The 25340-nt window shown below is 44.5% G+C and carries 19 protein-coding genes, 1 tRNA gene and 2 pseudogenes; 10 read left to right on the top strand and 12 right to left on the bottom strand.

Features of this window, described 5'->3' with window-relative positions; all coding sequences use genetic code 11:
* The first annotated feature begins 6 nt into the window (after nucleotides 1-6).
* Entirely contained in the window at nucleotides 7-825 is an 819-nt protein-coding gene (locus JCM15124_RS05955) for a DUF3316 domain-containing protein (protein WP_024998698.1), read from the top strand.
* A pseudogene (locus JCM15124_RS13455) lies at nucleotides 825-1843 on the top strand (S41 family peptidase). The gene JCM15124_RS05955 and the pseudogene JCM15124_RS13455 overlap by 1 nt, the downstream one beginning before the upstream one ends.
* Nucleotides 1844-1882: 39 nt before the next feature.
* On the opposite strand, the gene JCM15124_RS16510 reads toward JCM15124_RS13455, so the two are convergent.
* Nucleotides 1883-2098, bottom strand: coding sequence for a hypothetical protein (locus tag JCM15124_RS16510; RefSeq protein WP_084608904.1), 216 nt, complete (start codon nucleotides 2096-2098; stop codon nucleotides 1883-1885).
* Between the two features lie 361 nt (nucleotides 2099-2459).
* On the opposite strand from JCM15124_RS16510, the pseudogene JCM15124_RS13445 reads away from it, so the two are divergent.
* The 5 genes and pseudogenes from JCM15124_RS13445 (at nucleotide 2460) to recQ (ending at nucleotide 10802) form a co-directional block, all read left to right on the top strand.
* Nucleotides 2460-4126, top strand: a pseudogene (locus tag JCM15124_RS13445) (formate--tetrahydrofolate ligase).
* 636 nt (nucleotides 4127-4762) lie between these two features.
* Nucleotides 4763-6205 carry a trigger factor gene (gene tig, locus JCM15124_RS05935; RefSeq protein ID WP_024998697.1) on the top strand — a complete coding sequence of 481 codons (1443 nt, stop codon included), beginning with the start codon at nucleotides 4763-4765 and terminating at the stop codon, nucleotides 6203-6205.
* A 417-nt stretch (nucleotides 6206-6622) separates the two neighbouring features.
* Nucleotides 6623-7288: an ATP-dependent Clp endopeptidase proteolytic subunit ClpP gene (clpP, locus tag JCM15124_RS05930; protein WP_024998696.1), complete on the top strand. Its 666-nt coding sequence runs from the start codon at nucleotides 6623-6625 to the stop codon at nucleotides 7286-7288.
* Between the two features lie 3 nt (nucleotides 7289-7291).
* Nucleotides 7292-8524, top strand: coding sequence for an ATP-dependent Clp protease ATP-binding subunit ClpX (clpX, locus tag JCM15124_RS05925; RefSeq protein WP_024998695.1), 1233 nt, complete (start codon nucleotides 7292-7294; stop codon nucleotides 8522-8524).
* Nucleotides 8525-8618: 94 nt separating this feature from the next.
* The gene (gene recQ, locus JCM15124_RS05920) at nucleotides 8619-10802 is read left to right on the top strand and encodes a DNA helicase RecQ (protein WP_024998694.1); all 2184 of its coding nucleotides are present in this window, start codon (nucleotides 8619-8621) and stop codon (nucleotides 10800-10802) included.
* A 427-nt stretch (nucleotides 10803-11229) separates the two neighbouring features.
* On the opposite strand, the gene JCM15124_RS05915 is transcribed toward recQ, so the two are convergent.
* Nucleotides 11230-11300 (bottom strand) — tRNA-Gln (locus JCM15124_RS05915).
* Between the two features lie 323 nt (nucleotides 11301-11623).
* Here JCM15124_RS05915 and JCM15124_RS05910 point away from each other — a divergent pair.
* The gene (locus tag JCM15124_RS05910; protein WP_024998693.1) at nucleotides 11624-12532 is read left to right on the top strand and encodes a hypothetical protein; all 909 of its coding nucleotides are present in this window, start codon (nucleotides 11624-11626) and stop codon (nucleotides 12530-12532) included.
* 291 nt (nucleotides 12533-12823) lie between these two features.
* On the opposite strand, the gene ettA is transcribed toward JCM15124_RS05910, so the two are convergent.
* Both ettA and lptB read right to left on the bottom strand, forming a co-directional pair.
* A complete protein-coding gene (gene ettA, locus JCM15124_RS05905) occupies nucleotides 12824-14521 on the bottom strand; it encodes an energy-dependent translational throttle protein EttA (RefSeq protein ID WP_024998692.1) in 1698 nt (565 codons plus the stop codon).
* A 63-nt stretch (nucleotides 14522-14584) separates the two neighbouring features.
* On the bottom strand, nucleotides 14585-15412 hold the full coding sequence (gene lptB / locus JCM15124_RS05900) for an LPS export ABC transporter ATP-binding protein (RefSeq protein WP_024998691.1): 828 nt from the start codon (nucleotides 15410-15412) through the stop codon (nucleotides 14585-14587).
* A 138-nt stretch (nucleotides 15413-15550) separates the two neighbouring features.
* Here lptB and JCM15124_RS05895 point away from each other — a divergent pair, with 138 nt between their 5' ends.
* A complete protein-coding gene (locus JCM15124_RS05895; protein WP_024998690.1) occupies nucleotides 15551-16297 on the top strand; it encodes an MlaE family ABC transporter permease in 747 nt (248 codons plus the stop codon).
* A gap of 33 nt (nucleotides 16298-16330) precedes the next feature.
* Nucleotides 16331-17098, top strand: a complete 768-nt coding sequence (locus JCM15124_RS05890) for an ABC transporter ATP-binding protein (protein ID WP_024998689.1) — start codon at nucleotides 16331-16333, stop codon at nucleotides 17096-17098.
* Nucleotides 17099-17427: 329 nt separating this feature from the next.
* Here JCM15124_RS05890 and JCM15124_RS05880 read toward each other — a convergent pair whose 3' ends face one another.
* The 8 genes from JCM15124_RS05880 to JCM15124_RS05850 form a co-directional block, all read right to left on the bottom strand.
* The gene (locus JCM15124_RS05880) at nucleotides 17428-17826 is read right to left on the bottom strand and encodes a hypothetical protein (RefSeq protein WP_024998687.1); all 399 of its coding nucleotides are present in this window, start codon (nucleotides 17824-17826) and stop codon (nucleotides 17428-17430) included.
* Nucleotides 17827-17840: 14 nt separating this feature from the next.
* Nucleotides 17841-19154 (bottom strand): ribosome biogenesis GTPase Der, encoded by a 1314-nt coding sequence (gene der / locus JCM15124_RS05875; RefSeq protein WP_024998686.1) that lies wholly within the window; start codon nucleotides 19152-19154, stop codon nucleotides 17841-17843.
* 168 nt (nucleotides 19155-19322) lie between these two features.
* Nucleotides 19323-20204: a GTPase Era gene (era, locus tag JCM15124_RS05870; RefSeq protein ID WP_024998685.1), complete on the bottom strand. Its 882-nt coding sequence runs from the start codon at nucleotides 20202-20204 to the stop codon at nucleotides 19323-19325.
* Between the two features lie 80 nt (nucleotides 20205-20284).
* Nucleotides 20285-21304: a beta-ketoacyl-ACP synthase III gene (locus JCM15124_RS05865; protein WP_024998684.1), complete on the bottom strand. Its 1020-nt coding sequence runs from the start codon at nucleotides 21302-21304 to the stop codon at nucleotides 20285-20287.
* 6 nt (nucleotides 21305-21310) lie between these two features.
* A complete protein-coding gene (gene rpmF, locus JCM15124_RS15075) occupies nucleotides 21311-21496 on the bottom strand; it encodes a 50S ribosomal protein L32 (RefSeq protein ID WP_084608902.1) in 186 nt (61 codons plus the stop codon).
* A 24-nt stretch (nucleotides 21497-21520) separates the two neighbouring features.
* On the bottom strand, nucleotides 21521-22039 hold the full coding sequence (locus JCM15124_RS05860) for a YceD family protein (RefSeq protein WP_024998683.1): 519 nt from the start codon (nucleotides 22037-22039) through the stop codon (nucleotides 21521-21523).
* A gap of 394 nt (nucleotides 22040-22433) precedes the next feature.
* A complete protein-coding gene (locus JCM15124_RS05855) occupies nucleotides 22434-23603 on the bottom strand; it encodes a sensor histidine kinase (RefSeq protein ID WP_024998682.1) in 1170 nt (389 codons plus the stop codon).
* Nucleotides 23604-23748: 145 nt separating this feature from the next.
* The gene (locus tag JCM15124_RS05850; RefSeq protein ID WP_024998681.1) at nucleotides 23749-25311 is read right to left on the bottom strand and encodes a hypothetical protein; all 1563 of its coding nucleotides are present in this window, start codon (nucleotides 25309-25311) and stop codon (nucleotides 23749-23751) included.
* Nucleotides 25312-25340 lie beyond the last annotated feature (29 nt).

Genomic DNA, 25340 nt, shown 5'->3' with positions numbered 1-25340 from the left:
GGTATTATGGCGTTGAAGAAAATACTCCTTGCCCTCTCGTTGTTGCTATACGGTGTTGCTGTTGATGCACAAGACACGCTGCGTTCCGATAAGATTATCACCAAAGCGCAGCTTGTTGGCATCGGGCACGTTAATCAATTAGACACTTATCTTTCGCCAAGCGAATACACAGGCAGCGAGCTGCGCTATGTTTCGCATACGCTACGAGAGAACGGTACGCCCATTTTGCGTGAGATTATCCACCAAGCGCACTTGTCGTACACGCACAACACTTCGGATAAAAACAACAATATAGGCGGATTGTATAACTTTCAATACAACCTGCATTACGCTTTCGGCAAATGGGCAGTGGGCAATGGCACACTCTCGGCAACGGTTGGCGGTGGCATTGATGCCAATATTGGCTTTCTATACAATATGCGCAATGGCAACAACCCTGCACAAGCGTACCTGAACGTGAACCTGTCGCCGTCGGCTACGGCTGCCTATGCGTTCCGTTTGTGCGGCAAACCTTTCCAAGTTCGATACGAAGTGCAAGCTCCGCTCGTAGGTTTGATGTTTTCACCGAACTTCGGGCAAAGCTACTACGAAATATTTTCAAAGGGCGACTACGACCACAACATCGTGCCCACCACCATTGTTTCCACTCCCTCGCTTCGGCAAATGCTTACCCTCGACTTTACTTTGCACCACACCACGTTGCGCCTTGGCTATTTAGGCGACTTCCGGCAAGCACGCGTAAATGGTTTAAAATACCACACGTGGAGCAACCTTTTTGTGGTAGGCATCGTGCGAAAGTTCTCTATTTCAAAGATTATTCCGTAATGAAAAAGTATAAATGCCTTTTCCGCCACACAGCTTTTGTGTTTTCATTCACATTATTTATAATGTCGTTCTTTTCGTCTTGCGTTACCAACGACGAATATCCGAACACCGTTCAAGGCAATGCGAGGCACTTTGGAAGATACTTGACGAGCACTATTGTTTCTTTGAACAGAAGGGAATAGACTGGAATGCAGTGCGAAACAAGTACTTAAAGCAGTTCGACAATTCGATGACAGAACGCCAACAGTTTGAAGTTATGGCAAATATGCTGTCCGAACTGAAAGACGGGCATGTGAATTTATACACATCTTTCAATGCTGCACGCTATTGGTCGTGGCGCGAAGACTATCCGCAGAACTATTCCGACTCGCTCTTGCGCAAATACTTGAAAACCGATTACTTGATAGCGAGCGGAATGGACTATACCATTCTCGATGACAACATCGGCTATTTGCGTTGCGAAAGTTTCCAACGCGGAATAGGCGCAGGCAACCTTGACGACATTCTTCTCTACTTCCAACCTTGCAGAGCCCTTATTATAGATGTGCGAAACAATGGTGGAGGTGCACTTAACAATGCGGAAGAACTGGCTGCAAGGTTCACCAACAAGTCGGTACTTGTGGGCTATATGCAACACAAAACGGGGAAAGGGCACAACGATTTTTCGCCAATGAAACAGCAAACCTTAAAGCCCGGAAAGGGAATACGCTGGCAAAAGCCTGTGTTTGTGCTGACCAACCGCAGTGTTTTCTCCGCTGCCAACGAGTTTGTAAAGTATATGCGCTGTTTCCCGAACGTGAAAACGGTGGGCGACCGTACCGGCGGAGGAGCAGGATTGCCTTTCTCTGCCGAGCTTCCCAACGGCTGGTCGGTGCGCTTTTCGGCTTGTCCGATGTACGATAAGGACAAGCAAATGACCGAGTTTGGCATAGACCCGGACTATAAGGTAAACCTTACTTCCGAAGATTTTCATCGTGGCAAAGACACCATCATAGAGTTTGCGCGCCACCTTATATAATAATAAGGTGAGCCGTTTCTACGAAACAGTCAATGCTTTTTAAGGTATTGACTGTTCTTTTTTGCCTGTGGCAGTTGCTGAAAACACCTCCGACTTTGTAAATATAATTCTCTTAAAAAGTGATAACTGCGCTTTGACGTTGCGAAAGCGGCTGTTTTGCGACGCAAAACCTACGGTTTTACCGTGCAAAACAGCCGCTTTTGGAATGCAAAACAATAGGTTTTGTAATACGCTGATAACGAAAGAGTTACGCAAAAGATATTCTCTGAAAAAATATTTACATATTTATTGGCTTTTTCTCGTTCATAAAGTAAGTTGTTTCCATTACATTTTCACCCTTCCATTTCTATATTCGTTCAACAAGTCAGTGCGGCTTTTCGTTAATGCGAAGTTCGCTCCACAGAAACTGTTGCAATTTCTCTATCGTCTGCAATATTGCTATCTGCGGTTTGCAATACCGTTGCACAATGTGCCAAAAATGTGCGATTATGCATTTTTTTATATAAAAATATCGACAAAAAGTTGGTAGTAAGATATAAAATTCATACTTTTGGCAATATTAAAGATTAATTGTCATCAATCAACAACTAAGAAATAAAAAATAACAACTAACAAAATGAAAACAGATTTTGAGATTGCTCACGAGGCAAAACTTGAATTAATTGATAGTATTGCAAAGAAAGCGAATATCCCGGTAGACGAACTTGAACCGTTTGGCAAGTACATTGCTAAGGTTCCTTACCAACTTATCGACGAGGAAAAGGTAAAGAAGTCGAAGTTGATTCTTGTTACTGCCATTACTCCGACAAAGGCAGGTATCGGCAAAACCACCGTCAGCGTAGGTTTGGCACTTGGTATGAACCGTATTGGCAAGAATGCTATTCCGGCTCTTCGCGAACCTTCGCTCGGTCCTTGCTTCGGTATGAAAGGCGGAGCTGCAGGCGGTGGCTATGCACAAGTGCTGCCAATGGAGAAGATTAACCTCCATTTCACAGGCGACTTCCATGCCATCACTTCGGCTAATAATATGATTTCTGCGATGTTAGACAACTATTTGTACCAGCATCAGGACGATGGCTTCGGTATGAAAGAAATATGGTGGCGTCGCGTTTTGGACGTAAACGACCGTAATCTGCGCACCATTATCACCGGTTTGGGCAGCCGTACCGACGGTTTGCTTAGCGAAAGCGGTTTCGATATTACGCCGGCATCGGAAATTATGGCTATTCTTTGCTTGGCTTCTGACGAAGAAGACTTGCATCGACGCTTGATAACATAATCCTTGGTATTACGCTTGAAGGCAAACCGTTCTACTTGCGCGAACTGAATGTTACAGGTTCTATCGTCGCACTCTTACACGAAGCTATCAATCCGAACCTTGTACAGACCATCGAAAATACACCGGCGTTTATACATGGTGGTCCGTTTGCCAACATTGCACACGGTTGCAACAGCGTTTTGGCAACAAAGATGGCTATGAGCTGCTCGGATTACTGTATTACAGAGGCTGGTTTCGGTGCCGATTTGGGCGCAGAGAAGTTCTTGGACATCAAATGTCGCAAGGCCGGTATATCTCCGGTGCTGACAGTTCTCGTTGCTACTGCACAGGCTTTGAAGATGCACGGGGGTATCGACGTTGCCGAAATAAGCAAGCCAAACGTAGAAGGCTTGAAGGCAGGACTTACCAACTTGGATAAGCACATCACAAACTTGAAGGCATTCGGACAAACCGTTGTTGTTTGTTTGAACCGCTTTGCCACCGACACCGACGAAGAATTGGAACTCGTAAAAGAACATTGCGAGGCACAGGGTGTAGGTTTTGCCATCAATACAGCCTTTGGCGAAGGTGGAAAGGGCGCAGAAGAATTGGCACATTTGGTAGTCGATACCATCGAAAAGAACCCATCTGCACCGCTGAACTTCGTTTACGAGGAGAACGACGACATTGTTACAAAGGTTGAAAAGATAGCGAAGAAGGTTTACGGAGCAGGTAAAGTGGTGCTTCGCCCTGCTGCTAAACGCGACTTGCAGCGCATTAAGGAACTCGGTTTCGAGCACTTCCCTGTATGTATTGCCAAGACACAGTACTCGTTCTCGGAAGATGCAAAGGCTTACGGAGTACCAACCGACTTCACCATTACCATTCGCGACTTTGTTATCAATGCCGGTGCAGGTATGATTGTTGCCATTGCCGGTACCATAATGCGTATGCCGGGTTTGCCGAAAAAACCGCAGGCAGAGAATATTCACGTAGTGAATGGCGTAATAGAAGGCTTGTCATAAAGCATTATCCATAACTTGCGAGCCTCGGAGAACGTTGATGTTTTTCGAGGCTTTTTGTTGTCTTGCCACCTTGTTTACCTATGGTTGCCAATAAGAGATAACATGAGTTCGGCATAAGAAAACAGGTTAAGCAAGCTATCTCACAGCTGTTTTCTAAGCAAATTCACTAATGAAACAGTGAGAGTTTTTCAATTTAACTTTGTAAAGATAATTCTCTTAAAAAGCGACAACTGCGTTTTGACATTGCGAAAGCGGCTGTTTTACGATGCAAAACCTACGCTTACGTTTGGCATTCCTCATTTGGCTGAACGAAAACGTTCATGAATAACGTGAATTTGGTGTAAGAACTCGAGCCTGAAGACATTTCGCTCTTTCTTGATTATAAGCATATTAAACCATAACCGGTTTGTTCTTTAAGTATCTTTATAAATAATATACCACGCACAATTCTTATGTCGAACCCACGTAGATAATAAGTAGGGCAATTTCTTAAAAATATTTTTTTTATCTCTATATATTATGTAGTTAGGCAAAATTTAAGTATCTTTGCGCCTCAAAGTGGGTAGCAACTCTATCGTTTTGCACTTTAAACTTATACTTTTGATAATTAAATAATAAACATATAATATTTCAAAGATGAAGATTTCATTTGAAAATACCGACAAATTGAATGGTCTTTTGACCATTGTTGTCGATGAAGCTGATTACAAGGAAGAAGTTGAGAAGGCACTCAAAGATTATCGCAAGCGTGCTAACATTCCCGGTTTCCGTCCGGGGCAAGTGCCAATGGGTTTGCTGAAACGCCAAGTTGGTCCACAAGTAAAGATGGACGCCATTAACAAAATCTTGGGTGAGAACCTCCAGAAATATATTGTAGACAACAAAATCCACATGCTCGGACAGCCTATGGCTTCTGAAACACAAGAAGCAGTAGAGCTTGAAAAGCCGGCTCCTTACACCTTTAAGTTCGACATTGCTATTGCACCGGAATTCAACATCGAGCTTACAAACAAGGATACCATTGACTATTACGACATAAAGGTAGACGATAAACTCATCGACCAGCAAATAGAAATGTTCGCAAGTCGTGCAGGACATTACGACAAAGCACAAGAATTTGAGCCTGAAAAGCGCGATATGCTCAAGGGAGACATTCGTGAACTCGATGCAAACGGCAACACTCTCGAAGGCGGTATCACCGTAGAAGGGGCTGTGATGATGCCTCAATATATTAAGGTAGAAGACCAAAAGAAACTCTTCGAGGGCAGTAAGTTGGGCGATATTATTATTTTCAACCCACGCAAGGCTTATCCGGACAACGACGCAGAGATTGCTTCGTTGCTGAAGATAGACCGCAAGGAAGTTGCAAACCACACCGGCGACTTCTCATATCAGATTACTGAAATCTCTCGCTTCGTAAATGCGGAGAACAACAAAGAACTTTGGGACAGCGTTTACGGTGCTGACGCCAACATTAACGACGAGGCTGCATTCCGTGCTGCCATCGCCGAAGGTGTAAGCAAGCAACTTGAAAGAGATTCAGACTATAAGTTTATGCAGGATTTGCGCACATACGCAGAGAAGAAAGTAGGCGACCTCCAATTCCCGGACGCATTGCTGAAGCGCATTATGCTTGCCAACAACGAAGACAAGGGTGCTGAATTTGTAGAAAAGAACTACGAGCCAAGCATCAATGAACTTAAGTGGCACCTCATTAGAGACCAAATTGCAAAGGCTAACAACATCAAGATTGAAGATGCCGACATACGCGAAAGTGCTGCACAGATAGCTCGTGCGCAGTTCGCACAATACGGTATGAACAACGTTCCCGACGAATACGTGAACAACTACGTTGAGGAAATGATGAAGAAGCGCGAGAACATCGATTCATTTGTTGAGGCTGCGCTCGACCGCAAACTCTCTGTTGCATTGAAAGACGTTGTCAAATTGAAGAAGAAGTCTGTTTCTCTCGACGAGTTCAACAAACTTATGATGCCTGCAGAAGTGGCTGCAACAGAAAAGCTGGCAAAGGCAAAGAGAACCAAGAAAGCTGAAAAAGAAGAAAAGGAAGAAAAGTAAGCCATTGCCTGCAAACCATTAACGCTTGCGCTTTGCACAGCAGGTAGTGGGCATAAAATAATAAAGGCAATATCCTTTCCACAAACTTTCAATCAAGAAAGCTGTTGGAAAGGATATTGCTTTTTATGTTTTATAAAGCATTGTCCGGTTTTTAAAATCATAAAAACCGTGTTTTTATAGCTACCCGAAATATGCTCTCACGGTTCTGTTTCTACCAAAAGAGCGAAAAAACTATAATCGGTAGAATTAAAAAAGTAGTTTTTTATTGAGTAATTACCATTTTTTTCTTATCTTTGTGTTAGAATATACAAGACACCGGCTTTTCGTTATGGCATGGTCTTTGTATTTAAGGCAATAGTTAAAAGCAGGATATTCATTTCCTGTTATTGTCTAATTAAAATAACATAAGGTTACAAAATGAACGATTTTAGAAAGTATGCAACCCAACATTTGGGCATAAACGGTATGGTGTTAGACGAGGTTACAAGTTTGCAAAACCAGTATCTTAACCCATATATATTGGAAGAACGACAGTTGAACGTAACGCAGATGGACGTGTTCTCGCGTTTAATGATGGACCGTATCATCTTCCTCGGTACGCAAATTGACGACTATACAGCTAATACGCTTCAGGCACAGCTCCTTTATTTAGACTCTGTAGACCCGGGGAAGGATATTTCCATCTACATAAACTCGCCCGGCGGAAGTGTAACGGCAGGACTTGGCATCTACGATACTATGCAATTTATCTCCAGCGACGTAGCTACCATCTGCACAGGCATGGCTGCTTCCATGGCTGCCGTGTTGCTCGTAGCCGGTCAGGAGGGCAAGCGTTCGGCATTGCCGCATAGCCGTGTCATGATACACCAGCCGCTCGGAGGTGTGCAAGGTCAGGCTTCCGACATCGAAATCGAGGCAAAAGAGATAATGAAGTTCAAGAAAGAACTCTACACCATTATCAGCAATCACTCTCATCAGACCTATGAAAAGGTATGGAACGATAGCGACCGCAACTATTGGATGACGGCTGAGGAAGCTAAGGATTATGGTATGATAGACCAAGTACTAATCAGAAAGAAGTAAACAATGCCTCAAAAGAAATGTAGTTTTTGCGGAAGGAGCGAGAACGAAGTACGACTTCTCATAACAGGACTTACGGGTTACATCTGTGAGGACTGTGCACAGCAAGCCAACAACATTGTCGTTGAGTCGGGAATATTGGAGAAACAAGTTCCGGGTGTAACCGATATTGACATGAAGAAAGTGCCCAAGCCAAAAGAAATAAAGGCTTATCTTGATGAATATATCATCGGGCAGGACGAAGCGAAACGCTATCTTGCCGTATCGGTTTACAACCATTACAAGCGATTACAACAGCCGAAAGACGACGACGGCATAGAAGTGGAGAAGAGCAACATCATTATGGTGGGCTCGACAGGTACGGGAAAAACCCTCTTGGCACGTACCATAGCCAAACTGTTAGACGTTCCTTTCACCATTGTCGATGCTACCGTGTTTACCGAAGCCGGCTATGTGGGCGAAGATGTGGAGAGCATTCTCTCGCGCTTGCTGCAAGTAGCCGACTACAATGTGGCTGCTGCCGAACGGGGAATTGTATTCATCGACGAGATAGACAAGATAGCACGAAAGAGCGACAACCCAAGCATAACACGCGACGTAAGCGGCGAAGGTGTGCAACAAGGATTGCTGAAGCTGCTCGAAGGCACAATGGTGAACGTTCCACCGAAAGGCGGACGCAAGCACCCGGACCAAGATTACATTCACGTAGATACGCGAAACATTCTCTTTATCTGCGGTGGCGCATTCGACGGCATAGAACGCAAGATAGCACAACGCCTCAACACGCACGTGGTGGGCTATAACTCGGTGCAGAATGTGGCGAAAATAGACAAGAAAGACTTAATGAAGTACGTGCTTCCGCAAGACTTACGCTCGTTCGGACTTATCCCTGAAATCATCGGGCGTTTGCCTGTGCTTACCTATCTCGATCCATTAGACAAGGAAGCACTGCGCAAAATACTTGTCGAACCAAAGAACTCGATAGTCAAGCAATACATAAAACTCTTCAAAATGGACGGCATCAACCTTACATTTACCGAAGAATCGCTCGACTATATCGTTGATAAGGCTGTGGAATACAAGTTGGGTGCACGTGGACTGCGCTCTATTGTCGAGGCTGTTATGATGGACACGATGTTCGAACTGCCTTCTAAGAAAGTGAAGAAGTACGAAGTAACAGCCCAATACGCACAACAACAATTAGACAAGGCGAAGTTCAACAAACTCGAAACAGCCTGAAACACATACGAACGTTGCACCCATTCCAATACAAAGGTGTGGGTGCGACGACAACAAACCTACCTTTCTATATAAGGAACACTAAACTATCAACATGGCAACAGAAGTCAATCTCACAGAAAAGCTAAAGCATTTTTTCGGCTTTGATAAGTTCAAAGGTGCACAAGAAGCTATTATCCGCAACGTGTTAGAGGGCAACAACACCTTCGTGTTGATGCCTACAGGTGGCGGTAAGAGCCTTTGCTACCAATTGCCTTCGCTCATAATGGAAGGCACGGCTATCGTTATTTCACCTTTAATAGCATTGATGAAAAATCAAGTAGATGTCATTAATGGTATGAGCGAAGAAGACGGCGTGGCACATTACCTAAACTCTTCGTTGAAGAAAACAGAGATTGACCATGTTAAATCCGATATTCACAGCGGCAGAACAAAGTTGCTTTATGTTGCTCCCGAATCGTTAAACAAAGAAGAAAGCATAGAGTTCTTCAAGACGGTAAAGGTTAGTTTCTATGCCATAGATGAGGCGCACTGCATCTCGGAGTGGGGGCACGACTTCCGACCGGAGTACCGCAAGATACGACAAGCAGTAGACCAGATTGGCAAAGCACCGATAATAGCCCTTACTGCCACTGCCACCGACAAGGTGCGCACAGATATTGTGAAGAGTTTGGGTATTGAAGACTGTGCCGAATTTAAGAGTTCGTTCAACCGTCCTAACCTTTACTACGAGGTACGACCGAAGAAAAACGAGGAAGACACCAATCGGCAGATTATCAAATTCATCAAGCAGAACCTCGGTAAAAGCGGCATCATCTACTGTCTTTCACGCAAAAAGGTGGAAGAACTGGCTGCCGTTCTGCAGGCAAACGACATAAAGGCAGAGCCTTATCACGCCGGACTCGATTCGGAAACACGCTCGAAAACACAAGACGACTTCCTGATGGAAAACATCGACGTCATTGTTGCCACCATTGCTTTCGGCATGGGCATCGACAAACCCGATGTACGGTTCGTTATCCACTACGACATTCCTAAGAGTCTGGAAGGCTATTACCAAGAAACGGGGCGTGCCGGACGTGATGGAGAAGAAGGCAAATGTATCGTGTTCTACTCGAAAAACGACCTCAAAAAGCTCGAAAACTTTATGGAAGGCAAGCCTGTTGCCGAGCAAGACATAGGCAGACAGCTGCTGCAAGAGACCGAAACATACGCCGAATCGTCGGTTTGTCGCCGCAAACTGCTACTCCACTACTTCGGTGAAGAATATCCGAAAGACAATTGCGGCATGTGCGACAACTGCCTGCACCCCAAAGAAAAGATTGAAGCACAAAAGCCATTGCTCATTGTATTGCAGGCAGTGAAGGCATTGAAGGAGAATTTCCGCCAAGAATATGTCATCGACTTTGTAAAAGGTCGTGGTACCGACGACATAAGAGACCACAAGCACAACCTTCTCGAAGAGTTCGGACTCGGCGAGAAAGAAGACCCGAAGGTATGGAATCCCGTTATTCGCCAAGCCATGTTAGACGGTTTTCTGAAGAAAGACGTAGAGAATTACGGCTTACTGAAGCTCACGGCAGCCGGCAAACGCTTCTTGAAAAACCCGCAATCGTTTATGATTGTGATGGACAAGGAATTTAAAGACGACGACATCGACGAGAGTTTGGTGAACGGAACAAGCGTTGCCGACCCGGAACTCTATGCCATGTTGAAAGACTTGCGCAAGCATTTGGCACGCAAATTAGGTATTCCTGCTTACGTAATCTTCCAAGACCCGTCGTTAGACCAAATGGCAATGATGTATCCTGTTACGGAACAGGAGTTGCAAAATATACAAGGCGTGGGCATCGGAAAGGCAAAACGCTACGGCGAAGAGTTTTGCAAGCTCATTAAACAGTATTGTAAGGAAAAGAACATCGAGCGTCCCGAAGAACTGCGCGTGCGCACGGTAGCTAAGAAATCGATGCAAAAGGTGAAGATTATTCAAGGCATCGACCGCAAACTGCCGTTAGACGACATTGCCATTGCCGAAGGACTCGGCTTCGACGACCTACTTTCAAAGATAGAAGAAATTGTATATAGCGGCACGAAACTAAACATCGATTACTTCTTGGAAGATATTTACGACGACGAAAAGATAGAAGACATCTACGATTACTTTATGAATAGTCAGACCGACAACATCGACGAAGCCCTCAAAGAACTTGACGAGGACTACACCGAGGAAGATATTCGTTTGGTTCGCATAAAGTTTATATCCGAAATGGCAAACTAATATGATTAGCGAAACCGCCCTTCCGTTTGGAAAGGGCGGTTTCGTTTTATCCTCATTGCACTACGATTTGTCTAAAAATGCAGCTGCAAACAAGCATAAAAGCAACAACCATATAGGTAGCATATTGGTAGTTTCCGCCTCCATATTTTAACATTTGAAAAACAAGCTAATATTTTTGTGAAACAATAAAAAACGGTTAAGAAAACCGGAAGCTTTGATTCCGTTTTCCAAAAGCGGCGGCTTTGCAACGCAAAACCTACGTTTTTACCGTACAAAACCTATGCTTTTACTTTGTAAAACAATAGGTTTTGCAAAGTATTGATAAGGAGGTAATTACGCAATAGTTATATTTGTGGAAAACATTTACTGTTTTATGGTCTATCAAAAAAGCCAAATAGCTGAATTTGCTATTTGGCTTTTTGTTGTGTTGGGATACTCGGACTCGAACCAAGAATAACAGGACCAGAATCTGTTGTGTTACCATTACACCATATCCCAATATGTTTGCATCTCTTTCCGATTTGCGGTTGCAAAGTTACTACTTTTTTAGTTAAGTGCAAAAATTATCCGAACTTTTTTTCGAATTCTTGTTTTCTGTGGGTATGAGGCAGAGTCAACCAGCAAGTGCAAAATATTATATTTTGCACTTGCTGGTTGACTCTGCCAGTTGTTAGAAAAATTATTTTTACTTTGTTCGTTGATTAGCGATTTGACTATATGACTTTTTTTTCTTTATCTTTGTGGACGTAACAGTAATGAAATCATTCTGCTTGATATTTATTTGTAGGTTAAATTATTAAACTATTATATTAGAGGATGTTATGTTAATAAGAAATGCTTATGTGTTCCAATCTGTGTTGGAGAGTGTTAGTAAAGTAATTGTATTAATAGCAATTATGGTTTCCTTAGTGTCTTGTGGGCATGTGCAAGCATCGGATACGACGAAGCGACAAGAGGCAAGATGCAATGAAAGAAGGTCAATTGCTGACCCTTTGGCTCCGTTCTATGCGGATGGTTTACCTAAAGATGCATATCCTGTAGCGTTTTATGGACAAGATACCATTTCATATAGCCAGTTGGAAGTTGCTCGGAAACGAGATTATCTAGGGCAAAGTAGCCTTGCTAATGGCATTCAAGACTTTGGAACTTTTTACTTTTTCATTCAACCTATTGCTGATTCAGAGGACGAGTTCAGCTCGTTTTATAATATTTGGATGTATGATGACTCTGCAAAGAAACTGCGTAAGATATTCTCGCATCATGTAGGGACATATACTGAAATGCAGATAGATGGGGTATATTGGAATTACGATATACAAAACAATGATGAAACATACAGAACATCATCGGGTGGAAAAGGATTGATACATAGGAAAAATGCAACTCCAATTGTTGTAATAGCTGCGAGGAATACATCGATGACTCCACATCCAACTTATCTTACAGTCATTCTAAACCCAGTAACAAATAAAAAGAAGGTAGTAGAAGAGAAGTTTATCGGTTTTATGAGTATGGACGATACTAGTCTTCCTGTTGCAGAACAAGGACTTGCGAGAAAAGTGATTCTGACAACAAAATCAAGGTTATTATCTAAGGATATCCCAGCACCAGAAGATGATGACTTCGCTGTTAGGAACTTTATTTATCCTTCTTTAAATGTCTATTCAACGACAGGAAATCGTATAGGAGCAATAGAACTTCCTCATGAAGAGATAGATGTAGTAAGATGACAGCAGGATATAACAAGTATTCATTGTATTGTTTGTATTCAATCTTCTTTTTCTTTGATGTTAGGAACGTGATGAAGCACGCCCTTACAGCACTAACGCAAATACAATACATTGTCCTACGAACAATGTAGCAACAGCGTAGGTGCGATTTATCGCACTCCTAACACCCACAAAACCAAATTGTCATATATAATGAGCGTGATTTACTACGCACTTATGTACATAAAAAAGGTGAGCAAAACGTATGCTTTGCTCACCTTTTTCCTTTGCTTTACCTGCTACGAAAGCCGGTTAGTCTTCCATCAACTTGCGGTAGCGACCTTTCTTTATGTCTTCGTTGCCAAGTCGGCGTGCCTTGTTTATTTCGTATTCAGAGTATGTTCCTTCGAAGAAGAATACTTCGCCGTTGCCTTCGAAAGCAAGAATGTGCGTACAGATACGGTCTAAGAACCAACGGTCGTGGCTGATAACAACGGCGCAACCGGCAAAGCTTTCCAAACCTTCTTCCAATGCGCGCAGGGTGTTCACGTCGATGTCGTTGGTAGGTTCGTCGAGCAAGAGCACGTTTCCTTCTTGTTTCAATGCCAAAGCCAATTGCAAGCGGTTGCGCTCGCCACCGGAAAGAACACCGCAGAGTTTGCTTTGGTCGGTGCCGGAGAAGTTGAAACGCGAGATGTAGGCACGTGCATTGACGTCGCGTCCGCCCATTCTTATGTTTTCGTTGCCTTGTGCAATGACGTCGTAGACCGATTTGTCGGGGTCTATGTCCTTGTGTTGCTGGTCTACATAAGCGAGCTTTACGGTTTCGCCCACCTCGAAATTGCCACCGTCGGGCGTTTCCAAGCCCATGATAAGGCGGAAGAGTGTGGTTTTGCCTGCGCCGTTCGGACCTATCACGCCCACGATGCCGTTAGGCGGAAGCATGAAGTTGAGGTCGCTGAAGAGTACTTTTTCGCCGAATGCCTTTTGCACGTGTTGCGCCTCTATTACCTTGTTGCCCAAGCGAGGACCGTTCGGAATGAAGATTTCGAGCTTCTCTTCGCGGTCTTTCTGCTCTTGGTTGAGCATTTGTTCGTACGAGTTCAAACGGGCTTTACCCTTTGCCTGACGTGCCTTTGGCGCAAGGCGAACCCATTCCAATTCGCGTTCGAGCGTCTTTCTGCGCTTTGAAGCCGTCTTCTCTTCCTGCTCCATACGCTTTGTTTTCTGGTCGAGCCATGAAGAATAGTTGCCCTTCCATGGAATGCCTTCGCCGCGGTCGAGTTCCAAAATCCATTCGCTTACATCGTCGAGGAAGTAGCGGTCGTGGGTAACGGCAATGACCGTGCCTTCGTATTGTTGCAGATGTTGCTCCAGCCAGTCGATGCTTTCAGCGTCCAAGTGGTTGGTAGGTTCGTCGAGCAACAACACGTCGGGCTTTTGCAACAACAGGCGGCAGAGTGCCACACGGCGACGCTCGCCACCCGAAAGATGGGTTACGGGAAGGTCGCCGGCAGGGCAACGCAGAGCTGCCATGGCACGGTCGAGCTTCGAATCCATGTTCCAAGCGTCGGTAGCATCTATGATGTCCTGCACTTCGGCTTGTCGTTGCATCAGTTTGTCCATTTTGTCGGGGTCGCCATAGTATTCTTCCAAACCGAACTTCACGTTGATTTCGTCGTACTCGCGGAGCGCGTCGTAAACGTGCTGCACACCTTCTTGTACGTTTTCCTTGACGGTTTTCTCTTCGTTGAGTGGCGGGTCTTGGGGCAGATAGCCCACGGAATAGCCGGGACTGAACACCACTTCGCCCGATGTCGGCTGCTCGATACCCGCAATAATCTTCATTAATGTGGACTTACCGGCACCGTTCAAACCGATGATACCTATCTTGGCACCATAGAAGAACGAGAGGTAAATGTTCTTCAGAATTTGTTTTTGATTTTGCGGGATAATCTTTGATACGCCCACCATTGAGAAGATAATCTTCTTGTCGTCTACTGTTGCCATTTATTTTATTGTTGTTTTGATTTATATAAAAGGAATTATGAACACCCTTTCTCGCTCCTGCCCTTATTCTCCGTCTGCTTCTTTTGCTCGCTTGCGTTCGTCCAACAGTTGGAAATCTTTCTTTTGCAGCACAAATTCCGTACCCAAATACTTTTCTTTCACAATCTTGTTGGCAGCCAGTTCTTCGGGTGTTCCTTTGAAAAGTATCTGCCCTTCAAAGAGCAGATAGGCACGGTCGGTAATGTTCAGCGTTTCGTGCACGTTGTGGTCGGTAATGAGAATGCCGATATTGCGGAACTTCAGCCGCCAGACAATGTGCTGAATGTCTTCCACCGCAATAGGGTCCACGCCTGCGAAAGGCTCGTCGAGCATAATGAACTTAGGGTCTATCGCCAAGCAACGTGCTATTTCGCATCTGCGTCGCTCGCCTCCCGAAAGACGGTCGCCAAGGTTTTTGCGCACTTTCTCCAAGCGGAACTCTTTGATGAGGCTTTCCATCTTCTCTATGCGCTGCTGCTTGGTGAGCTTGGTCATCTCCAGCACGCTCATAATATTGTCTTCGACGCTCATCTTTCGGAATACGCTTGCTTCCTGCGGCAAGTAGCCGATGCCGGCTTTGGCACGCTTGTAGACAGGATAATTGGTAATTTCCTGTTCGTCGATGTAAACGTGTCCCTCGTTTGGAACAACCAAACCGGTAGTCATGTAGAACGATGTTGTCTTGCCTGCGCCGTTCGGACCTAACAAGCCAACAATCTCTCCTTGTCGCACATTGATACTTACGCCGTTGGCAACGGTGCGTTTGCCGTATCGCTTCACGAGTCCTTCGGTGCGAAGAACGCTGCTTTTATTGCTTTCGGGTTCAATGATTATGTTTTCAGTGTCGAGCATCTGCTATTTTGTTTCTGTGTTGCAAAAGTAGTAAAATAAATGCTAATATCATTGATATTACTTAAAACAATGGTTTATATTGCAGTTTTTTAGCGGATTTTGGTTACTTTTGCATCTGCGTAGATTAAACTAACAACAATGCTTATATTCAATTGGCTTACAGTTTTCGGCAGATACTTGCTTTTAATGGGGCGTGCATGCAGTCGTCCCGAACGTTTCCGTATGTTTTTAAAACGATATGTCAAGGAGATGTCGCAGCTTGGTGTCGATTCCATCGGCATCGTTTTGCTGATTTCGTTCTTCATCGGAGCGGTTATCTGCATACAGATAAAACTGAACGTGCAAAGTCCGTGGATGCCTCTTTGGGTGTCGGGATACGTTACGCGCGAAATTATGTTGCTCGAGTTTTCGTCGAGTATCATGTGTCTTATCCTCGCAGGAAAGGTGGGGTCGAACATTGCTTCCGAATTGGGCACAATGCGTGTTACCCAGCAAATCGATGCTTTGGAGATTATGGGCATTAATTCTGCCGGCTACTTGATACTGCCGAAGATAGTAGGACTTATTACGATTATGCCGTTCTTGGTTGTCTTTTCTGCTGCAATGGGTATCGTGGGAGCATACGCAACTGCTTACGTTGCCCACATTATCACACCCGTAGACCTGACGGCAGGACTTCAGCACGACTTCAACCCGTGGTTCATGTATATGAGTATCACAAAGAGCCTTTTCTTTGCCTTTATCATTGCGAGTGTGTCGTCGTTCTTTGGCTATACGGTGAAAGGCGGTTCGGTAGAAGTGGGCACGTCTTCTACCAATGCGGTGGTTAGTTCCAGCGTGCTGATTTTGTTCAGCGATGTATTCCTGACACAACTTTTAAGCTGACACGACACCTTTTCTTAATCGGCGTAAACAAAGATGATAGAAGTTAGAAACCTATATAAATCGTTCGGAGACAAAGAGGTTCTTCACGATATAAACACGAAATTTGAAGATGGTAAGACAAATCTTATCATCGGACAGAGCGGTGCGGGAAAAACTGTGCTGGTGCAATGCCTTGTCGGACTGCTCGAACCCACACGCGGCGAGGTGCTCTACGACGACCGTAATTTCGTAATGATGAGCAAAAAGGAAAAGATTGCCATGCGAAGGGAGATGGGAATGATTTTCCAAGGCTCGGCATTGTTCGACTCGCTTACGGTTTTAGAGAACGTTCGCTTTCCGCTCGATATGTTTTCGGATATGACATCGAAAGAAAGAGACCGACAAGCGCAGAAGTGTATCGACCGTGTGAACCTCACAGGAGCAGAAAACAAATATCCGGGAGAAATTTCCGGTGGTATGCAAAAGCGTGTTGCCATTGCGCGGGCGGTGGTAATGAACCCTAAATACTTGTTTTGCGACGAGCCGAATTCCGGTCTCGACCCTAAAACTTCGCTGGTAATCGACGAGCTTTTGTCGGATATTACAAAAGAGTACAACATTACGACCATCATCAACACCCACGATATGAATTCCGTAATGGGTATTGGCGAAAACATTGTCTTCATTGCCGACGGAAAAGCAGAATGGCAAGGCAACAAGGATTTGGTGATGTCGGCGAATAACAAAAAACTGAACGACCTTGTATTTGCGTCCGATTTGTTCAAGAAAGTGAAAGAAGTAGAGAACGAAGAAGCCAAGTAAACAGTATCAGCGTGGAGATATACTTTTAAAGCTCCTAAGCTTTCCAACGAAAGCTTAGGAGCTTTTCGTTGATTGCTCGGTATCTTTTGTTGATTGCTCGGTATCTTTTTGTTGGTTGCTCGGTATCTTTTCGTTGATTGCTCGGTATCTTTTTGTTGATTGCTCGGTATCTTTTTGTTGATTGCTCGGTATCTTTTCGTTGGTTGCTCGGTATCTTTTTGTTGGTTGCTCGGTATCTTTTGTTCCACCGAATTGCGAAAACAATAATGCCGCTTATTCATTTTCTGAATAAACGGCATCGTTGTTTGGTTTCTATTATAATAATTGCATCAGCGCATATACCATAAACCGTGCTTCTTAAGCATAGGAACTACTATTTGTTCGGTGGTGCTGTCGCCATAATGAAGTAAAAGGAAAGCACTTGCCGTACTGTCTTTTGCAAAGAACCGGGCACTACGAACGCTTACTTTCTTTATGCCTTTGTGCTCTTTGTCTTGTCGTTTGGCAAACACCTTGAAGTTTTCGAGCATTTGGCGTTCGTAACTTTCAGGCAGTTTGTCGGGCAGGTTCATACCCTCTAAGAACTGTTTGTATTTGCCCGAAATAAGATTTTCGTAATAGTGCTTCGCTGCTTCTGCCGCTATTGCACCGTGGTCTGTTTCCTTCTTTCTGCTGCAAGAAGGAAGGAGAAGAACTGCGAGAAGCAAGGCATAAAGTAGTCGTTTCATACTTTTATAACTGTTTATTTCTGACGTATAAACACATTGATGGGACAACCGTTAAGGTTCCAACGTTCGCGTATCTTGTTTTCCAAAAAGCGGCGATAGGGTTCTCTGACATACTGTGGCAAGTTGGCATAGAACACAAACGATGGTATTTGCGTGTTGGGCAACTGCGAACAGTATTTTATCTTGATGTATTTGCCCTTTACCGATGGTGGCGGCGTTTCCTCAATGATGGGCAACAACACTTCGTTGAGCTTGGTTGTGCCAATGTGCATGTTTCTGTTCAGATACACTTGCTTTGCTACGTCGAGTATCTTGAAGATGCGTTGCTTGGTAAGTGCCGATGCAAAGATGATGGGAAAGTCTACAAACGGAGCCATACGCTCGCGAATGGCATTCTCGAAAGTCTTGATTACTTTCTGATCCTTGTTCTCTACAAGGTCCCATTTGTTCACTACCACCACCAAACTCTTGTTGTTTCGCTGAATCAGCTGGAAGATATTCATATCCTGCGCCTCAATTCCGCGTGTGGCATCAATCATCAGAATACACACATCGGCATTCTCTATGCTGCGAATAGAGCGCATAACGGAATAGAACTCAAGGTCTTCTGTTACCTTGTTCTTACGACGGATACCTGCCGTATCGACAAGATAGAAGTCGAACCCAAACTTATTGTAGCGCGTATAAATGCTGTCGCGCGTCGTGCCCGCTATCTCTGTTACGATGTTGCGGTCCTCGCCGATGAAGGCATTGATAAGGCTCGACTTTCCGGCATTGGGACGACCGACAACCGCAAAGCGTGGTATTTCGTCTTCAAGTCCTTCTTCGGGAGCATCTTTCATGCGCTCGAGAAGCAAGTCGAGCAATTCTCCCGTCCCGCTGCCCGTCTGTGCGCTGATACAAACAGGGTCGCCAAGACCTAAACGATAGAACTCTGCCGACATATAGTATTCGCCACTGTTGTCTACTTTGTTGGCAACAAGAATTACAGGGAGCTTGCTGCGACGAAGAATTTGTGCAACATCTTCGTCCCAATCGGTAATGCCGGTTTCGTTATCGACAACAAAAAGCACGAAGTCGGCTTCCTCCGTAGCCACTAAAACTTGCTTACGGATAGCATCTTCGAATATGTCGTCGGAATTAACAACCCAACCGCCGGTATCGACAACTGAAAATTCGCGTCCGTTCCATTGGCATTTGCCATATTGGCGGTCGCGTGTTGTGCCTGCCGTATCGCTTACAATGGCGCGGCGACTTTGGGTTAATCGGTTGAAAAGTGTAGACTTGCCCACATTGGGACGGCCTACGATTGCTACTAAATTTGCCATTTATTGATGGTCTTTCCCACGCTGAGAAACATCTCAAAGGGGTCAAGGTGAGGTCTGCACCTTATGAATATTTGCCGAAGATGACCACGTCTCCAGCCCTCGCGCCATGCGAGAGTTTGCCCTACATACAGTCAGGGCGTTGCTTGTTGTTTTGTTTGGCTTCTTTCCTTATTCGGGATTATAGCCGAAATTGCCCAACTCTTTCTGTGAGTTGCGCCAATCCTTGTCCACCTTAACAAAGGTTTCCAAGTATATTTTCTTATCAAAGAATTTCTCAAGACTTTTGCGTGCCTCGGTAGAAACTTTCTTCAATGCCAGTCCCTGATGCCCGATGATGATGCCCTTCTGGCTGTCGCGTTCTACATAAATGATAGCATTGATGTGTATTTTCTTTTCGTCTTCCTTGAAATGCTCCACGACCACCTCGACAGAGTAGGGCACTTCCTTGTCGTAATAGCGAAGAATTTTCTCTCGGATAATCTCCGTTACGAAGAACTTCGCAGGCTTATCGGTCAGCTGGTCTTTGTCGAAGTAAGCCGGACTCTCGGGCAACAGCTCCTTAATACGCTTCATAAGCGTGTCGGTGCCGAACTTGTTCTTAGCCGAAATAGGCAGTATTTCAGCCTTGGGCAGCAGTCCGTGCCACTTTTCAACAAGGGCAACGAGTGTTTTTTGGTCGCTTTCGTCGATTTTATTGATGAGCAAGATAACCGGAATTTGCATTTTTGCCACCTTCTCCAAGAAATCCGCATTCTTCTCCGGCTTCTCTATAACGTCGGTAACATAGAGCAGAATGTCGGCATCGGCAAGGGCTGACTCGGAAAAATGCAGCATCATTTCCTGCATCTTGTAGTTCGGTTTCAGCACCCCGGGGGTATCTGAGAACACTATTTGCATATCTTCCGTATTCACGATGCCCATGATACGGTGGCGAGTAGTTTGCGCCTTGAATGTAGCAATACTGATTTTCTCGCCGACGAGTTGGTTCATCAGCGTGCTTTTACCCACGTTGGGATTGCCTACTATATTTACAAATCCTGCTTTATGCATATCTTTAAATTAAAAAACGCACCTATCTTTGTTTGCAAAGAAAGATGCGTTCATCTTTTATTATGTACGAACTAAGAATTTTATTTCTTTGCTGTTGCAGAAGCTCCGTCGTATACCCACTTGTAGTAAGATGCGCCATGAACAAAGCCTGCACCAAAAGCTGTGAATATAAGGTTGTCGCCTTTCTTCAGCTTAGCTTCTTCGTCCCAAAGTGCAAGTGGAATGGTTGCAGCACTGGTGTTGCCATAGTGCTGAATGTTTATAATCACTTTCTCCAATGGAACATTGGCACGCTTAGCCACAGCTTCGATGATTCTAAGATTAGCTTCGTGTGGAACAACCCATGCAACATCGTCTCCGGAGAGGTTATTGCGCTTCAAAATTTCCATGATGTCGCTGCTCATGCTTGTTACGGCATACTTGAACACCGTGCGTCCCTCTTGGTAGAGGTAGTGTAAGCGGCGGTCTACCGTGAATTGAGATGCAGGACATACAGAGCCACCTGCCTTCATGTGCAGGAATGGCAGACCTTTGCCATCGGTACGAAGGAAAGAATCCTGTACGCCAACGTTTTCTTCGGTAGTGCCTTCAACAAGAACTGCTGCTGCGCCGTCGCCGAACAACACGCACGTCTGACGGTCTGTGTAGTCTACAACCGACGACATCTTGTCGGCAGCTATAACAATGATGCGTTTATAGCGTCCGCTTTGAATCATCGTTGAAGCTACGTCGAGCGAATAAAGAAATCCGCAGCAAGCGGCAGAGAAGTCGAAACCAAAGGCATTCTTCAAGCCTAACTTGCCTATAACGATAGAAGCTGTTGATGGAAATTTATAGTCCGGAGTTGTTGTTGTAACGATAAGTGCATCAATGCTGTCGGGGTCGGCTCCTGTTTTCTCCAAGAGTTGCTTTGCCGCCTTGCGCGCCATATAGCTTGTACCAAGTCCCTCCTCGGTTAAGATTCGGCGTTCCTTGATGCCCACACGTTCCATAATCCATTCATCTGTGGTATCGACCATGCGCGACAGTTCCTCGTTGGTGAGGATGTAATCGGGTACATAGCCACCGACACCGGTGATAATGGCATTTATTTTCTCCATTCTCGTTTACTCTTCAGTTTCCTTTTCGATAGCAACCTTACCACGGTAGTAGCCGCAACTTGCGCAAACAGTGTGGTAAACGTAGTAATCACCGCAATTAGGGCATACTGCCAATGTTGGAGCTACTGCTTTATCGTGAGTTCTTCTTTTGAGTGTACGAGTCTTTGACTGTCTTCTTTTAGGATGTGCCATAATTCTTTAAACGTTTAATATTTTTTATTTTTTCAATTTTAATAAGGCTTCCCAGCGCGAATCCATAGGTTTCTCGTCTTCCGAACCGCTTCGGGCGGCAGAGTGTTCCTCAAGGGCTCTTATCATAGCAGGGTTGCATTTTCCAGGTGCATGCACATGCTTGATAGGCAGAGCAAGAAGTATAAATTCGTAGACGAACCATGAAACGTCGAGTATTCCTTCGTTCTCAGCTACCGTAACAAGGTCGTCGTCTTCTGAGTATGCGTTTCCAAACTTAGCTTCAAGACGCTGTTGCGTCTCGATAGGTTGCTCCATATCGTCCAAACAAAGGTCGCACGGCAACACAACCGTTCCTTTTTCATGGAAATCGAGTGTGAAGTAATCGTTCTGCGTGCGCACTATCTTCAATGAAACGTGCACGTTTCCGCGACTCACTTCGGGAGCATTAACTGCCTTAAAGTAAGCATCGTCAAGGTCGAATTCGAAGCTGTTCAAGCCGTCTGCAAGACCTTTCAAATCTATTTTAAGGATATCCAAGTCCATAATCGGTGTGCAAAGTTACGAATATTTTTCTGATATTAAGCAAATTAAAAGCAAAAATTATGTGTTTGGATATTCTCGAGAAGTTTTGTAGCGACAACTTTACACACCTTATTTTATAGATGAAAAGAAGACGATAAATGTGTAAATATTTTTCCGAAGAATATCTTTGGTTTAACTCGCTTGTTATCAGTGCGTTGCAAAACCTATTGTTTTGCGTTCCAAAACCGTAGGTTTTGCACGGTAAAAGCGTAGGTTTTACAACGCAAAACCTACGGTTTCGCAATGCCAAAGCGTAGTTATCACTTTTTAACAGAATTATGTTTACAAAACAGAAGGAAAATTTCGGCATTTCCCTTGTATAATAACGAGGAAATGTACCTACTGTTAATAGGGGCTATTGGCTTGATTTCAGTTCAATCCTGAATGTGGTTCCCTTGCCCAATTCGGAACTTTTCACAAAGATTTTGCCGTTGTGGTATTCTTCCACGATGCGTTTGGCAAGACTTAAACCTAAGCCCCAGCCACGGCTCTTGGTGGTAAATCCGGGACGAAAGACGTTGCGTATGTCTTTCTTTTTTATTCCTTTGCCCGTGTCGCTGACCTCTACTATGACACGCTCGCCAACGGTTTCTACACGTAGCGTAATTGTTCCCGACTCGCCCCCCATGGCATCGACTGCGTTTTTACAAAGGTTTTCTATTACCCATTCGAATAGCGAAGCATTGAGGCGGACAATTATGTCGTCGGCAGGAAATACTTTTATCAGCCGGATTGTCTTCGATGTGCGGCGGTCCATATAGTCGATAACATGGTCGAGCACTTCGCTCAGACTCACCGGAACGGCTTCGGGCAGCGAACCAATCTTCGAGAAACGGTCGGCAATCAGCTGCAACCGCTTTACGTCTTTGTCCATTTCGGGCAGCAAATCGTCGTCGGGATAGGTTTCCTTTAATATGGTGGTCCACGCCATAAGCGACGAAATGGGGGTGCCCAACTGGTGGGCTGTTTCTTTGCTAAGACCTACCCAGACTTTGTTTTGCTCTGCTCTCTTCGATGTGAGGAGGGCAAAAATAGCCACGACAACGAAGAGCATAACCACACCTAACTGCACGTATGGATAGAGTGCCAGTCGTTTCAGCATTAGCGAGTCGTCGTAACAGACGTCGATATATTCGTTTGAAGCCTCGGAAAGTTGTATTCTTATGTCTTGCTTGTTGCTTTTCAGGCGTTTTGCCATAGCCGATACATACAACAGACTGTCTTTGTAGTTCTTGGCATCGATAACGACGTTGCGGAAATCGGTTACGTTTTCATCGTTGTCGAGCACCACGACGGGAATGGTGTTGTTGTCGTTGAGCACTTTCAGAACCAATGCAAGGTCGGTGTTTTCGTCCGCTTGGCTCAATGCGCGCATAGCCTCTGCCCACACTTCCATCTTAGTGCGCTCTTGCCGAGCCAAATCTTTCGTGAGGATATTCGATGCTACCAACGACACAACTGCAATTGCAATTGCCGCCACAACAAGAATTATTTTTACCTGCCTTATTCTATCTGTCCATTGCATAACGTTTATATAAACGACCGAAAACCTATTTTATTGCATGTCGTTACACCCTCTTTGGCAGGTATGAAAACAATAAGGGCGCACCTGAAATTCGGATGCGCCCTCGTTGTGTAACCTTAATGATAACAAGGCTAAAGACAGGTTATCACTTTACGAAAATCTTCTTGGTTGTTCCGTTAGAAGATTTGACGATGTTCAGACCTTTCTGTAAGTGTTGAAGTCTGTAACCATCGACAGAGTAGTACTTCTCGGTGGTGTTGTCGTTAATGGTGGCATTCTCGATACCTGCATAGACAACTTCGGTAGTCATTGGTTCGCTTGAATACTTCTTGCCATCTTCCTCGTACACCATTACTACGGAAATCTTCTTTATAGAAGGGTCGTAGAAGTGCAAGATGCGCTGGTCGTCCACGACCTTGATGTCTTCATTCTTCTTGTCTTGATAGTTGAAAGGAATGTCAATCATATCTTTCTCTATATAGAAGAATTGGGCTTTTGTGAACTTGAAAGGTTCTGTGCTATCGCCGAGGTAAACATTATAGTACATCTTGTCAGGGTCGAGATAGTTGCCATCAACATCAACATTTCTTACATAGAAAGCCAAAGTGATGGTAGTTGTCGAATAATCGTAGCTCTCAACAGCCGAACAGTAGTGCAACTTTGGCGTTTCTGGTTTGGCTGCCTTTTGTTGGAATGGAGTCAATACTAAATTCTCGAGAACTTCAAGGTCTTCTTTTGGTATATTGCTTTCACTGCTCTTACCCATCATAATTCTGAGTACTTTGTCGTTGGTCAGCACTCCGTTTGTAGTATTGATGCTGAATTCGAGCTTTTCTGCAATGGTTGTAGCATCATTGAAAGCTGCTGCGAAAGCGTGATACTCCGATGGGTCGTTCGAATACTTAAGGAAATCAGCTTTTATAGCTTTGCCAAGATACTGGTTTGTCAGCAATACAGCCTTGTTTCCGTCTGTTGTGAGCTTCACCCACGCATTGGCAAGTTTCGCGCTTTTTGAAATTCCTTTCAAGTAAATGTCGTTGCCATCTACTGCAGCCTCGATAATGCGTGGAGATGTTTCTCCCTTGCAAGTAAGACTGTACTGCTTTTTAACAGCAGAAGCAGGAGGGGTAACAAGTTTGTTGTCGAAAGTTTGAATGGTTACAGACCAGTCGCCATAATGGTTATCCCACGTGTTGCTGTTGTCTACCATTCCCAATATTTCGTTCTTGGAACCTACTCCTAACATTTTAAGAGTAGAGCCGTCCCAAGTGTACTCCATATAGTTCTTGTTTGCTGCCACAACTTCGTACTGGTTGTTGTCTTTGATTGACATGCGGTTAAGGGTAAATATACGTTCAGAGTTGCCTGAATCTTCATCGTCGTCTCCTCCGCTTGTATCTTTATGGAATACCTGTGGCAAAGCCGCCTTGTATTTTCCGTCGCTCACCTTGTCTAATTTCAACCAAGATTTACTGTCAAGTCCGGAAAGAGGATTGTAAACGTAAAGGCAGCCATCTTCGCCTTCCACAATTTTAGAAACCAAGCCTTCGTATACACCGGGTTCTGTTCCTATCCAGCCTTTCTTTACCCAAGACTCGCTGCTGCGATACATATTATCAATTAGCTTTCCTTTTGGTGTGTCTACTATCTGTGCTGAAGCTGTAAAGCTCAATGCTAATGCGCAGATAGAAAATAAAGTTTTTCTCATAATTCTATATTTTTAGATTAGATAAATAA

Source organism: Prevotella falsenii DSM 22864 = JCM 15124 (genome assembly GCF_000613945.1).
Taxonomy (GTDB): Bacteria; Bacteroidota; Bacteroidia; order Bacteroidales; family Bacteroidaceae; genus Prevotella; species Prevotella falsenii.
This window is presented reverse-complemented; position numbering and strand designations above follow the sequence as displayed.

What these genes read in the sequence shown, in the direction of transcription:
- JCM15124_RS05955 (WP_024998698.1), top strand. Translation starts at nt 7, where the DNA reads ATGGCGTTGAAGAAAATACTCCTTGCCCTCTCGTTGTTGCTATACGGT.
- tig (WP_024998697.1), top strand. Translation starts at nt 4,763, where the DNA reads ATGAAGATTTCATTTGAAAATACCGACAAATTGAATGGTCTTTTGACC.
- clpP (WP_024998696.1), top strand. Translation starts at nt 6,623, where the DNA reads ATGAACGATTTTAGAAAGTATGCAACCCAACATTTGGGCATAAACGGT.
- clpX (WP_024998695.1), top strand. Translation starts at nt 7,292, where the DNA reads ATGCCTCAAAAGAAATGTAGTTTTTGCGGAAGGAGCGAGAACGAAGTA.
- recQ (WP_024998694.1), top strand. Translation starts at nt 8,619, where the DNA reads ATGGCAACAGAAGTCAATCTCACAGAAAAGCTAAAGCATTTTTTCGGC.
- JCM15124_RS05910 (WP_024998693.1), top strand. Translation starts at nt 11,624, where the DNA reads ATGTTAATAAGAAATGCTTATGTGTTCCAATCTGTGTTGGAGAGTGTT.
- ettA (WP_024998692.1), bottom strand. Translation starts at nt 14,521, where the DNA reads ATGGCAACAGTAGACGACAAGAAGATTATCTTCTCAATGGTGGGCGTA.
- lptB (WP_024998691.1), bottom strand. Translation starts at nt 15,412, where the DNA reads ATGCTCGACACTGAAAACATAATCATTGAACCCGAAAGCAATAAAAGC.
- JCM15124_RS05895 (WP_024998690.1), top strand. Translation starts at nt 15,551, where the DNA reads ATGCTTATATTCAATTGGCTTACAGTTTTCGGCAGATACTTGCTTTTA.
- JCM15124_RS05890 (WP_024998689.1), top strand. Translation starts at nt 16,331, where the DNA reads ATGATAGAAGTTAGAAACCTATATAAATCGTTCGGAGACAAAGAGGTT.
- JCM15124_RS05880 (WP_024998687.1), bottom strand. Translation starts at nt 17,826, where the DNA reads ATGAAACGACTACTTTATGCCTTGCTTCTCGCAGTTCTTCTCCTTCCT.
- der (WP_024998686.1), bottom strand. Translation starts at nt 19,154, where the DNA reads ATGGCAAATTTAGTAGCAATCGTAGGCCGTCCCAATGTGGGCAAGTCT.
- era (WP_024998685.1), bottom strand. Translation starts at nt 20,204, where the DNA reads ATGCATAAAGCAGGATTTGTAAATATAGTAGGCAATCCCAACGTGGGT.
- JCM15124_RS05865 (WP_024998684.1), bottom strand. Translation starts at nt 21,304, where the DNA reads ATGGAGAAAATAAATGCCATTATCACCGGTGTCGGTGGCTATGTACCC.
- rpmF (WP_084608902.1), bottom strand. Translation starts at nt 21,496, where the DNA reads ATGGCACATCCTAAAAGAAGACAGTCAAAGACTCGTACACTCAAAAGA.
- JCM15124_RS05860 (WP_024998683.1), bottom strand. Translation starts at nt 22,039, where the DNA reads ATGGACTTGGATATCCTTAAAATAGATTTGAAAGGTCTTGCAGACGGC.
- JCM15124_RS05855 (WP_024998682.1), bottom strand. Translation starts at nt 23,603, where the DNA reads ATGCAATGGACAGATAGAATAAGGCAGGTAAAAATAATTCTTGTTGTG.
- JCM15124_RS05850 (WP_024998681.1), bottom strand. Translation starts at nt 25,311, where the DNA reads ATGAGAAAAACTTTATTTTCTATCTGCGCATTAGCATTGAGCTTTACA.